The following is a 12,518-nucleotide window of genomic DNA, read 5'->3' as shown; positions in this document are numbered from 1 at the left end:
ATTAATATGTATAGTTTTTAAAATAAATTTGCCTTTTTAATCAAATGCTTCATTGCTTTTTCAATATCTATGTAATTAGCATCCTTTATGGCAATTCTAGCTATAAATACTATGTCGTAGCCAGATTTTATATTACCATCTATATTTAATCTATATGATTCTTTTATTCTTCTTCTAGCTTTATTTCGTACATTGGCTTTACCTACTTTTTTTGAAACAGATATACCAACACGATTATTCTTTGACTTATTTGGAAGCGTATACATAACTAATAATCTGTTTGCAATAGATTTTCCATTCCTATAAACTTTCCTAAAGTCCGAATCTTTTTTTAAGCCTTGTGTTTCTTTAAAGTTCATATTAATATCCTCCGTAAACACAGCTATGTAATAAATTACATAAAAAGGCCACTTAAAGCGGCCTTTTTAATTATTAATGAGTTAATCTATTTCTTCCTTTAGATCTTCTTCTTTTTAAAACATTTCTTCCGTTAGAAGTTTTCATTCTTTTTCTGAATCCATGCTCTTTTTTTCTTTGTCTCTTTTTTGGCTGATAAGTTCTTTTCATTATATTGCACCGCCTTTCACATTTTTTTTCCGTTTATAAAAATAATAACTTTACTGTCAAAGTAAACATAACACATATTATTATAAATCCTTTTATATTTGTTGTCAACGTGTTTTATAGCCATTAAATCTTAAATTAGTCTAGGTATATTTATTCTTTTTTAATCTTAAAATCCATATTTTCCAAAAAAGATATATATTATTCCTACTATAATAAGATGATTTTTTCTATTTTTTTATTGTTGATTAAATTATTCACAGTACGACATAATTGTGGATAATTTGATTATAACATATTGAAGTTTGACATATATTCTGATATTATAAATATACTTGTTGATAATGTTAATAATAAATAATAACATATTAAACTTATTCACAATCTGTGGATTAAATTGTGAATAAGTTTTCATATCTTAGACAATAATTGAGTAAATGAAAAGTTTTTACTATATATTTTGCTATTTATAAGTTTATATACACCCTGTTTATATCTTTTAAATTCTTTTTGATAATTTTATTTATTAATATGTTATCCACATTTTATCCCAAAGTTATATTTTATACTTTTTATTCATTTATCTTTCGTCAATTTTTGTTAATAACTTTGTGGAAAATGTTAATTATTTAGTTCGGAGGTTTATACTTATGGATATAGTTTCTTTATGGGAAAAAACTTTGCAACTAATAAAAGGTGAGGTATCTACTGCAAGCTTTAATGCTTTTTTTAAAGAAATAAAACCTTTAAAACAAATATCTAATGAGCTTATTTTTTTGGCTCCCAACGAATTTATACAAAATATACTTGAAAATAGATACTTAAACTTGATTGAAAGTTGTGTAAGCCAATTATCCCTAAAAAAATATCAGATCAAATTTATTTTAGACGAAAAAGAAATACAAGATACTAACGAAGAAGATAAATCTACTACTATCAAAAAAAGTTATCCAAATTTAAATCCTAAATATACTTTTGATACCTTTGTAATAGGTAATAGTAATAGATTTGCCCATGCAGCTTGTGTAGCAGTAGCTGAATCTCCAGCTAAAGCATATAATCCTTTGTTTTTATACGGAGGAGTAGGTCTTGGAAAGACACATTTAATGCATGCTATCGGACATCATATAATGTGCCAACAAGAAGATCCTAAGGTTGTTTATGTTTCTTCAGAAAAATTTACAAATGAGCTTATTAACTCAATAAAAAATGATAAAAATGAAGAATTTAGAAATAAATATAGAAATGTAGATGTTCTATTAATAGATGATATACAGTTTATTGCTGGAAAAGAAGGTACTCAAGAGGAGTTTTTCCATACATTTAATGCATTACATGAAGCAAATAAACAAATAATCATATCGAGTGATAGACCACCAAAAGAAATACCTACATTAGAAGATAGATTAAGATCGAGATTCGAAATGGGACTCATAACAGATATTCAACCACCTGATTTCGAAACGAGAATAGCTATACTTAGAAAAAAAGCACAATTAGAGAACATCAATGTTCCAAATGAAGTAATGACTTACATAGCTAAGTACATTAAATCAAACATAAGAGAATTAGAGGGTGCTCTAACTAGAGTTGTTGCCTATTCATCTCTTACAAACAAAAACATTTCACTTGAGCTTGCAACTGAAGCTTTAAAGGATATAATATCAAATCCTAAGAGTGAAGAAATAACAGTAAATAGAATAAAAGAAAAAGTTTCAGAAGCTTTTAACATAAAAATGGACGACTTTAATTCTAAAAAAAGAACAAGAACAATAGCATATCCTAGACAAATAGCAATGTATATCTGTCGTGAACTTACTGATTTATCATTACCTAAAATAGGAAGTGAATTTGGTGGAAGAGATCATACAACAGTAATTCACGCTCATGATAAAGTAACTAAGGATATAGAAGAAAATCAACAAATAAAGGACAAAATAGATAAAATAATTTCAGATTTAAAGGGATAAGTTATTAACATTTTGTCTGTTAACAACTTGTGCTGTAATGTTAATAATTTTTTTGTTAAGATTTTATTCACAATGTAATTAAGAAGGTTTTTATAAGATATTAACATTTTGTATACAAGTTAATATCTTTTGCTTTATTTGGATTCATATGGTTATCCACTTTATCCACAGCACCTACTACTACAACTACTATTGTTTTTATATATATTTTTATTAAAATGATGCAAGGAGGTTATCCACATTGAAAATAATTTGCAATCAAAAACTATTAGCTCATAAAATAAGTATTGTGCAAAAAGCTATTAATGGAAAAACAAACTTTGATTTATTAAAAGGAATTTTAATAGTAGCTAAAGGAGATCAAATAGTTTTAACTGGATATGATTTAGAAATTGGTATAGAAACTTATGCACAAGCAGAAATAGCTGAAGAAGGAAGCATTGTAATAGATGCTAGACTATTTGGAGATATAATAAGAAAATTACCTGATTCATTTGTAGAAATTGAAACAGATGATGATAACAATGTTTATATAAATTGTTTAAACTCAAAATTTAAAATCAAAGGAGATAGCCCTGAGGAGTACCCTGTCTTACCTAACGTAAGTAAAGATAACTTATATAGTGTTCCACAAGACATACTAAAAAATATGATTAAACAAACTGTATTTGCTATATCTCAAGATCAAACAAAACCTGTTCTGATGGGAGAATTACTAGAAATTGTTAATGGAGAAGTTAGCTTAGTAGCTATAGACGGTTATAGACTTGCAGTAAAAAGTTGTTCTGTGGAAAACTTAAATGCAAATGCAAAAGTTATAATTCCAGGAAAAACTTTAAATGATGTAAACAGTCTTTTATCCACAGAAGAGCAAGTTCAAATTGGATTTGATGATAAAAATGCTATTTTTATGATAAATGAAACAAAAATAATAACAAGATTATTAGATGGAGAATTTATTGAGTATAAAAAATTACTTCCAAGAGAACATAATACTAGGATTAAATTAAATACTAGGAGCTTACTTAATAGTATAGAAAGAGCATCTTTATTATCACAATCAGAAAGAAATAATCTAATAAAACTATCAATTAGAGATAATACATTGGCAATAACATCTAACACTGAAAAAGGAAATGTTTATGAAGAAGTAGATTTAGAATTAGAGGGAGATTACTTAGATATTGCTTTCAACTCGAGATATTTATTAGAAGGATTAAAAAATATAGAAAGTGAAGAAATATTCATTGAATTTACTACTAATGTTAATCCATGTATAATTAAGCCAGTTGATGGTATTAAATATATATATTTATTACTTCCTGTGAGGATAGCTTCAAATATATAAGACTATGGACCCAACTGCATTTAGTTGGGTTTTTATTATTTTTATGGTATAATAAATACTTAACTAATAAGAAATAGGAGGAGTCAAGATGATAGAAATAGCTATAGATTCAGAATATATTAAGTTAGATCAATTCTTAAAACTTGCTGATATTGCTTCAACTGGTGGTCATGCTAAATTTTTAATACAAGAAGGCGTAGTAAAAGTAAATGGCGAGGTTGAGACAAGAAGAGGTAAGAAAATTAGACCAGGAGATCTTATTGAAGTTGAAGGAAACTCAATAATGGTAGTGTAAAGAAGGAGTCCCCTTAATGCAGCTTAATAGCTTAAAATTAATAAATTTTAGAAATTATGACAATCTGTATATAGATTTTAATAAAAATGTTAATCTCTTAGTAGGTAAAAACGGACAGGGAAAAACAAATATAGTGGAATCTATTTATATGCTATCTTTTGGCAAATCTTTTAGGACGAATAAAGATAAAGAAATTATTAAATTTGATACGGAAAGTCTGTATATTGGAGGAAGCTACACTAAATATGACACAAATAGTTTAATAGAAGTTGCAATTGGAAAAAATAAAAAGGGAATCAAAGTAAATAAGATACACATCCAAAAAATTCAAGAATTACTTGGAAACTTAAATGTAGTAATTTTTTCTCCAGAGGATTTAAGGTTAGTCAAAGATGGACCAAGAGAACGCAGATCATTTATAGATAAAGAAATAAGTCAAATAATGCCCAAATATTATAATTATTTAATAAATTACAATAAAATATTAAGTCAAAAAAATAGGGTTCTTAAAAATAGAAATATAGATAAGAACTTATTAGATGTTTATGATGAAAGCTTATCTAAATATGGTAGCTATATATATATTATTAGAAGAGATTTTATTAAAAAAATTTCTGATATAGCAAATGCAATGCATACTAGATTAACTAATGGTATAGAAGATTTACAAATTACTTATAAGAATCAAATAAATATAAGTGACGAAGATACTGTTATAGAAGTAAAAGAAAGATTCTATAATAAGTTGATTGAAAGTAGAGAACACGATATGGAAGTAAGAACTACAAGATATGGTGTTCATAAAGATGACTTAAATATATTTGTTAATAAATTGGATGTAAGATTATATGGTTCACAAGGGCAGCAAAGAACAGCTTCTATTTCACTAAAGTTATCAGAAATAGAGCTAATTAAAAATGAAGTTGGAGAGAATCCTATATTAATATTAGATGATGTATTTAGTGAATTAGATGAAACAAGACAAAAATTACTAGTAGATAATTTAGAAGATGTACAAATGTTTATAACTACAGCAGAAGTAGCACATAAAAGTATATTTAATAAAGATAATACTACTATTTTTAATATAGAAAAAGGTAAAGTAATTAGTATACAGAATGGAGGTAACTAAATGAAACAACAAGAGTATGGCGCAAGTCAGATTCAGGTACTAGAAGGTCTAGAGGCAGTTAGAAAAAGACCAGGTATGTATATAGGATCTACTGGACCAAGAGGATTACACCATCTAGTTTATGAAATTGTTGATAATAGTATAGATGAGGCATTACAAGGCTATTGTGACAGAATATATGTTAGTTTAAATGAAGATGGCAGTGTAACTGTAAAGGATGATGGTAGAGGCATACCTGTTGAAACTCATCCTAAGACAGGAAAATCTACTTTAGAAACAGTTTTAACAGTACTACATGCTGGTGGTAAATTCGGTGGAGGAGGATACAAGGTATCTGGTGGACTTCACGGAGTTGGTATATCTGTAGTTAATGCATTATCAAAATGGTTAGTTGCAGATGTTTATAGAGATGGAAAAATATATAGACAAAGTTATGAAAAAGGTATGTCAACTTCAGCACTAGATGTAGTTGGAGAATCTCATCATACAGGAACAATAATAAGCTTCATGCCAGATGAAACTATATTTGATGAAGTTGAATTTAAATATGAAACATTAGAACATAGGCTTAGAGAACTTGCTTTCTTAAATAAGGGAGTAAGAATAGTATTTGAAGATAAAAGAGTAGATAGCGAGCGTAAAAAAGAATTCCATTATGATGGTGGTTTAGTAGAGTTTGTTAAATACTTAAACAAAACAAAAACACCTATACATGAAGATATAGTTCATATAGATAAAAAAATAGGCGATTCTATCGTTGAAATAGCAATGCAATATACTGATGGATATACAGAAAATATATTCTCATTTGCAAATAATATTGACACACACGAAGGTGGAACTCATTTAGCAGGATTTAAAGCAGCATTAACTAAAACTGTAAATGACTATGCTAAGCGTAATAAGTTAATAAAAGAAAATGAGGGAAATTTAACAGGTGAAGATATAAGAGAAGGTCTTACAGCTGTTATATCTGTTAAGCTACCAGAACCTCAATTTGAAGGTCAAACAAAGACTAAACTAGGTAATACATATATGAGAGGTAGCGTAGATAGCGTAACAGTAGAAGAACTAGGAGCATTCTTAGAAGAAAATCCAATAACAGCTAGAACTATAGTTGATAAAGGATTAAGAGCTCAAAGAGCTAGAGAGGCTGCAAAAAGAGCTAGAGAATTAACAAGAAGAAAAAGTGTGTTAGAAAGTACATCATTGCCTGGGAAATTAGCAGACTGTGCAGAGAAAGATCCTGCAAAGAGTGAAATATTCTTAGTCGAAGGGGATTCTGCTGGTGGTTCAGCAAAACAAGGTAGAGATAGACACACACAAGCAATACTACCACTTAGAGGTAAAATACTAAACGTAGAAAAATCAAGATTAGATAAAATATTATCTTCTGATGAAATAAAAAATATGATAACTGCTTATGGTTGTGGCGTAGGAAATGATTTCGATATAGAAAAAGCTAGATACCATAAAATAATAATAATGACCGATGCCGACGTAGATGGTGCTCACATCAGAACATTACTATTAACATTCTTCTTTAGATATATGAGACCGCTTATAGAAAATGGATATGTGTATGCAGCACAACCACCTCTATATAAAGTTAAGAAGCAAAAGAAAGAATACTATGTTTATACAGATAAAGAGCTAGAAGTTTTATTAGAAGAGATAGGCAGAACAGGTGTTGAGCTTCAAAGATACAAAGGTCTTGGAGAAATGAATGCAGAACAATTATGGGATACAACAATGAATCCAGAAACAAGAACATTATTACAAGTAACAATAGAAGATGCTGTAATGGCAGACCAAGTATTCTCTATGTTAATGGGAGATAAGGTTGGGCCTAGAAAAGAATTTATAGAAGAAAATGCAACATATGTTACAAACTTAGATATATAAGAAAGGGGATGAGTATAATATGCAAGAAAATAACAGGATACTCCCTATAGAAATAGCAAGTGAAATGAAAAAATCTTATATTGATTATGCCATGAGTGTTATAGTTGGTCGTGCATTACCTGATGTAAGAGACGGATTAAAGCCAGTTCATAGAAGAATACTTTTCTCTATGAGTGAATTAAACTTAACTCCAGATAAGCCTTATAGAAAATCTGCACGTATTGTTGGGGACGTTCTAGGGAAGTACCATCCACATGGAGATACAGCAGTATATTATGCAATGGTAAGAATGGCCCAAGATTTCTCAACTAGAGGGCTTTTAGTTGATGGTCATGGTAACTTTGGTTCTGTAGATGGTGATTCACCAGCCGCAATGCGTTATACAGAAGCAAAAATGAGTAGACTTGCATTAGAATTACTTAAAGATATAGATAAAGAAACTGTAGATTTTGTACCAAACTTTGATGAATCTTTAAAAGAGCCATCAGTATTACCATCAAGATATCCAAACCTATTAGTAAATGGATCTAATGGTATAGCAGTTGGTATGGCTACATCTATTCCACCACATAATTTGGGTGAAACAATTGATGCAACAGTACATTTAATTGATAACCCAGAATGTAGTGTAGAAGATTTAATGAATTATGTTCAAGGGCCAGACTTCCCAACATCAGCAATCATAATGGGAAAAGAAAATATAGCAGAAGCTTATAGAACTGGTAGAGGTAAAGTTAAAGTTAGATCTAGAGCTATAATAGAAGAATTACCAAAAGGAAGACAACAAATAGTTGTTACAGAAATTCCTTACCAAGTAAATAAAGCTAGATTAGTTGAAAGAATAGCTGAACTAGTTAAAGAAAAGAAATTAGAAGGTATTTCTGATTTAAGAGATGAAAGTAACAGAAATGGTATGAGAATTGTTATAGAATTAAAAAGAGATGCTAATGCTAACATAGTGCTTAACAATCTTTACAAACATTCTCAAATGGAAGATACTTTCAGTATCATAATGCTTTCGCTTGTTAATGGCGTACCAAAAGTATTAAATTTAAAAGAAATGATATATTATTATGTTGAACATCAAAAAGATGTTGTTACACGTAGAACAAAATTTGAATTAAATAAAGCTGAGGCTAGAGCTCATATATTAGAAGGACTAAGAATAGCACTAGATAATATAGATGCTGTAATAAGTTTAATTAGAGGATCTAAGACTACTGCAGAAGCTAAAGAAGGATTAATATCTAAATTTGGATTAACAGATATACAAGCTCAAGCCATTTTGGATATGAGATTACAAAGACTTACTGGATTAGAAAGACAAAAAATCGAAGATGAGTACAGTGAGTTAATGAAGAGAATAGAATACTTAAGATCTATATTAGCTGATGAACAATTACTTTTAGGAGTTATTAAAGATGAAATAATAGCTATAAAAGAAAAATATGCAGACGAGAGAAGAACAGAAATCAGACATGCTGAAGGTGAAATCAATATGAGAGATTTAATTGATGATGAAGAAATAGCAATTACTCTTACTCATTTTGGTTACATCAAGAGAGTGCCTCTAGATACTTATAAGAGTCAAAATAGAGGTGGTAAGGGAATCACAGCAATGTCTACTAGAGAAGAAGACTTTGTAAAACATCTAGTTACAACTACTACACATAGTAGATTATTATTCTTCACAAATAAAGGTAGAGTATTTAGAATGGATGCGTTCGAAATTCCAGAAGGAAAGAGAAAAGCAAAAGGAACTGCTATAGTAAACTTATTACAATTAGCTCCAAATGAAAAAATAACTACTCTTATACCTGTTGATGATTCTAGCAATGAAGAATTATACTTATTGCTAGCAACTAAAAAAGGTATAGTTAAGAAGACTAAACGTGAAGAATTTAAAAATATTAATAAATCAGGACTTATAGCAATTGGACTTAGAAGTGATGATGAATTAATAGATGTTAAAATTACAAACGGTAAAAAAGATGTCCTTTTAGTTACTGAAAATGGAATGTCTATAAGATTTAATGAAACAGATATAAGACCTATGGGTAGAACAGCTATGGGAGTAAAAGGTATAACTTTATCAGGAGATGATAGAGTAGTTTCTATGAACTTAACAGATGAAGGTCATGAGCTATTAGTAGTAAGTGAAAAAGGATTTGGTAAGAGAACAGATATTAATGAATATAGAGTTCAAAGTAGAGCAGGTAAAGGAATAAAAACTTATAACATATTTGAAAAGACAGGAAAAATCGTAGGAGCTGAAATGGTTGATGAAAAAGACCAAATGATGTTAATTAACTCTGATGGAATACTTATAAGACTACAAGTTGAAGGAATTTCGATTTATGGTAGAGTAACAAGTGGAGTTAAACTAATGAAGACAGAAGATGAAGTAAATGTAGTTTCAATTGCCAAAATAAATATAGATGAAGAATAGGATTTTATCCTATTCTTTTTCCATATAATTTTGTAAAATATTATTAAAAAGATAAAAAGGAGAAGTTGTTATGAGTTCAAAAAAGGGATTGTACTTAGTAGTAGGAGCATTAGCAGGTTTTGTAGCAGGATTATGTTTAGCACCTAAAGAGGGATCTGAAATAAGAAAAGACGCAAAAGAAAAATTAATGGAAGTAAAGGAAAATCCAAAAGATGTTCTACATGAAACATTTGATGGAGTTAAAGAAAAAATAATATCTATAAAAGATGAAATAATAGAAGATAATAATATAGAAATATCAGAAGAAGATATATTAATAAGCAAGAGCTTTGAAGAGGGAGAGAAATAATGAATGCATTAGGCTGGCAAATAGGGGCAGTTTTATTTGGTGCTAGCTTTTTTATAGTAGCTATATACTTAGCAAAGGTATTAAACAGCGCGAATAAAGTTGTTGAAAGAACAAATAGGTTAATAGACGTTAATGAAAGACATATAACAGATATAGTAGACAATGCAGCACATATAACAAAAAGTGTTAGAGAAATTATGGACATAATAACGAAGATTACTAGCTTATTTAGAGTATTTAAATTCTTCAAAAAGTAATACATTAAATGGGAGGTAGAATAATGTCAATAAAAATAAACTCGATATTAGATGCATCAAATCATTTTTGGAAAGTTTCTCTTGAAGGGGAACTAGATGTATCTACAGCAGATGAACTAAAAAAATACTTACATAAATTAGTTGATGAAAAAAATATAGATATGAGATTGAATCTTGAAGACTTAGACTATATAGATTCAACTGGACTAGGTGTAATGATAGGAATTCTAAAAAGATTAAAGATAGAAGATAAAGAAGTATACATAGAAAAACCTAAGAATAACGTAAGAAAAATATTCAATATAACAGGTTTAGATAAGATTTTTAAATTGGAGGGATAGTTTTGACTTACGAAACAATTAAAATGGAGATTACAGCAAATCCAGAGTATGTAAGTATAATAAGATTAACTACTTCTGGAATTGCAAACAAAGTAGGTTTTTGCATTGATGATATAGAAGATTTAAAGGTAGCTATATCTGAAGCATGTACTAATGCTATAAAACATAGTTCAGATGACCGATTCACAATTATATATTCTATGATAGAAAATGGATTAACTATAGAAATAATAGATAATGGTAAGGGATATGATAGAAGTAGTGTAAGTGAACCGGATATAGATAATCTCAAAGAAAGTGGAATGGGACTATTTATAATAGAATCTCTTATGGACGAGGTAATTGTTGAATCACAAGAAGGAAAGGGAACTAGCATAAAAATGATAAAGTATTTAGGAGTTGATATGTAATGAAGAAGGTAGCTAATGCTACAGATTACCTAAATATGGAAACTAAAGAACTTTTTAAGATTTATAGCAAAGAAAAAAATAGAGAAGTAAGAGATATATTGATTGAAAGACATTTGTATCTAGTTAATATCTTATCAAAAAAATATATTAATAAAGGAGTAGAATTTGATGATATATATCAAGTTGCTTCCTTAGCACTAATATATGCCATAGATAGATATGACATAGAAAAAGGATTTGAATTTTCAAGTTTTGCTACACCTACAATTGTAGGTGAAATAAAAAAGTACTTTAGAGACAAAGTTTGGACCTTAAGAGTTCCTAGGAGGGTTCAAGAACTAAGTAAAAAGGTAAGTGAAGCTAAAGTCGTATTAGAACAACAAAATAAAAAACATCCAAACGTAAAGGAAATTGCTGAGTATTTAGGATGTACAGAAGAAGAGGTACTGGAGTCTCTTGAGGCATCTTATGGATACCAACCGGTATCATTAGATGCTACAACTAATAGTGATTCAGAAGAAAATATATCTTTAATGGATAAAATAGCAGATAAAGAAGAAAGTTTTAATGATATAGAATACAAAGACTTTTTAGAAAAATTTATAGCTACATTAAATGAATTAGAAGTTCGAATCTTTAAAGGCAGGTTCTATTTAGAAAAGACACAATCAGCTCTAGCAAAGGAATTGAATATATCTCAAATGACTATTTCTAGGCTTGAAAGAAAGATAATAGAAAAGCTGAAAAAAGAATATGAAAAAAATATATAAAAAACTATTGACCTATCATCAAATGTGGTGTATATTATTTATTGCGCCAAAGAAATGGAGCAAAAGAAAACTATCACTTAGGTGATAGGTCGATTTTTCTTAAAAAAAGAAAAATAAAAAAACATTTGACAAAATATTTGAAAGATGTTAATATAATACTTGTACTTGAAAAAACAAGTTGAATTTGGTTATTATAGCAAAGAGGATACACCTGTTCCCATTCCGAACACAGAAGTTAAGCTCTTGAGCGCTGATGGTACTTGGAGGGCGACCTCCTGGGAGAGTAGGACGTAGCCAAATTTGGTGCATGCCGAAGTGGCGGAACTGGCAGACGCACAGGACTTAAAATCCTGCGAAACTTATACTTTCGTACCGGTTCGATTCCGGTCTTCGGCACCAAATATAGTGGACCATTAGCTCAGTTGGTTAGAGCGCCCGGCTCATAACCGGTAGGTCTGGGGTTCGAGTCCCTGATGGTCCACCACAAAGAACTTTGAAAATTAAACAGTAGGTTAACAATAAATTAATTCTTTATGAATTAAACTGAAACAACAAACCAAGCCAGATATTCAGATAATGATTAGTCTGAGCAATGGACAACTTTTTTATGAGAGTTTGATCCTGGCTCAGGATGAACGCTGGCGGCGTGCCTAACACATGCAAGTCGAGCGATTCTCTTCGGAGAAGAGCGGCGGACGGGTGAGTAACGCGTGGGTAACCTGCCTCAT

Annotated in this window: 13 protein-coding genes, 2 tRNA genes and 2 rRNA genes; 15 read left to right on the top strand and 2 right to left on the bottom strand. The window is 29.5% G+C overall.

Annotation, left to right across the window (positions count from 1 at the left end):
• Positions 1 to 17: 17 nt before the first annotated feature.
• A complete protein-coding gene (gene rnpA, locus QX51_RS10955; RefSeq protein WP_039679956.1) occupies positions 18 to 359 on the bottom strand; it encodes a ribonuclease P protein component in 342 nt (113 codons plus the stop codon).
• Between the two features lie 73 nt (positions 360 to 432).
• Complete coding sequence (rpmH, locus tag QX51_RS10950) at positions 433 to 567, bottom strand: 50S ribosomal protein L34 (protein WP_039679955.1); 135 nt, start codon at positions 565 to 567, stop codon at positions 433 to 435.
• Positions 568 to 1,214: 647 nt separating this feature from the next.
• Here rpmH and dnaA point away from each other — a divergent pair.
• From dnaA to QX51_RS10875, 15 genes are all read left to right on the top strand, one after another.
• Positions 1,215 to 2,534, top strand: a complete 1,320-nt coding sequence (gene dnaA / locus QX51_RS10945; protein ID WP_039679954.1) for a chromosomal replication initiator protein DnaA — start codon at positions 1,215 to 1,217, stop codon at positions 2,532 to 2,534.
• 241 nt (positions 2,535 to 2,775) lie between these two features.
• Positions 2,776 to 3,882, top strand: a complete 1,107-nt coding sequence (dnaN, locus tag QX51_RS10940; protein WP_039679953.1) for a DNA polymerase III subunit beta — start codon at positions 2,776 to 2,778, stop codon at positions 3,880 to 3,882.
• Between the two features lie 88 nt (positions 3,883 to 3,970).
• Positions 3,971 to 4,177, top strand: a complete 207-nt coding sequence (yaaA, locus tag QX51_RS10935) for a S4 domain-containing protein YaaA (protein WP_018590072.1) — start codon at positions 3,971 to 3,973, stop codon at positions 4,175 to 4,177.
• Positions 4,178 to 4,193: 16 nt separating this feature from the next.
• Complete coding sequence (gene recF / locus QX51_RS10930) at positions 4,194 to 5,309, top strand: DNA replication/repair protein RecF (protein ID WP_039679952.1); 1,116 nt, start codon at positions 4,194 to 4,196, stop codon at positions 5,307 to 5,309.
• The gene (gyrB, locus tag QX51_RS10925) at positions 5,310 to 7,214 is read left to right on the top strand and encodes a DNA topoisomerase (ATP-hydrolyzing) subunit B (RefSeq protein WP_039679951.1); all 1,905 of its coding nucleotides are present in this window, start codon (positions 5,310 to 5,312) and stop codon (positions 7,212 to 7,214) included.
• A 19-nt stretch (positions 7,215 to 7,233) separates the two neighbouring features.
• Positions 7,234 to 9,663, top strand: a complete 2,430-nt coding sequence (gyrA, locus tag QX51_RS10920) for a DNA gyrase subunit A (protein ID WP_039679950.1) — start codon at positions 7,234 to 7,236, stop codon at positions 9,661 to 9,663.
• A gap of 70 nt (positions 9,664 to 9,733) precedes the next feature.
• Positions 9,734 to 10,012, top strand: coding sequence for a YtxH domain-containing protein (locus tag QX51_RS10915; RefSeq protein ID WP_039679949.1), 279 nt, complete (start codon positions 9,734 to 9,736; stop codon positions 10,010 to 10,012).
• Positions 10,012 to 10,269, top strand: a complete 258-nt coding sequence (locus QX51_RS10910) for a DUF948 domain-containing protein (protein ID WP_039679948.1) — start codon at positions 10,012 to 10,014, stop codon at positions 10,267 to 10,269. Before QX51_RS10915 ends, QX51_RS10910 begins: the two co-directional genes overlap by 1 nt.
• A 23-nt stretch (positions 10,270 to 10,292) precedes the next feature.
• A complete protein-coding gene (locus tag QX51_RS10905) occupies positions 10,293 to 10,610 on the top strand; it encodes an STAS domain-containing protein (RefSeq protein ID WP_039679947.1) in 318 nt (105 codons plus the stop codon).
• A gap of 2 nt (positions 10,611 to 10,612) precedes the next feature.
• Positions 10,613 to 11,020: an ATP-binding protein gene (locus tag QX51_RS10900; protein ID WP_139045081.1), complete on the top strand. Its 408-nt coding sequence runs from the start codon at positions 10,613 to 10,615 to the stop codon at positions 11,018 to 11,020.
• The gene (locus QX51_RS10895; protein WP_052233007.1) at positions 11,020 to 11,790 is read left to right on the top strand and encodes a SigB/SigF/SigG family RNA polymerase sigma factor; all 771 of its coding nucleotides are present in this window, start codon (positions 11,020 to 11,022) and stop codon (positions 11,788 to 11,790) included. The genes QX51_RS10900 and QX51_RS10895 overlap by 1 nt, the downstream gene beginning before the upstream one ends.
• A gap of 183 nt (positions 11,791 to 11,973) precedes the next feature.
• A 5S ribosomal RNA gene (gene rrf, locus QX51_RS10890) occupies positions 11,974 to 12,090 on the top strand.
• A gap of 9 nt (positions 12,091 to 12,099) precedes the next feature.
• Positions 12,100 to 12,189 (top strand) — tRNA-Leu (locus QX51_RS10885).
• An 8-nt stretch (positions 12,190 to 12,197) separates the two neighbouring features.
• A tRNA-Ile gene (locus QX51_RS10880) sits at positions 12,198 to 12,274 on the top strand.
• 119 nt (positions 12,275 to 12,393) lie between these two features.
• Positions 12,394 to 12,518 (top strand): 16S ribosomal RNA (locus QX51_RS10875); the annotation flags it as partial.

It is taken from the genome of Terrisporobacter othiniensis (genome assembly GCF_000808015.1).
Lineage (GTDB): Bacteria > Bacillota > Clostridia > Peptostreptococcales > Peptostreptococcaceae > Terrisporobacter > Terrisporobacter muris.
Note: the sequence above shows the minus strand (reverse complement) of the source record. Positions and strands in the feature narration are given on the sequence as shown.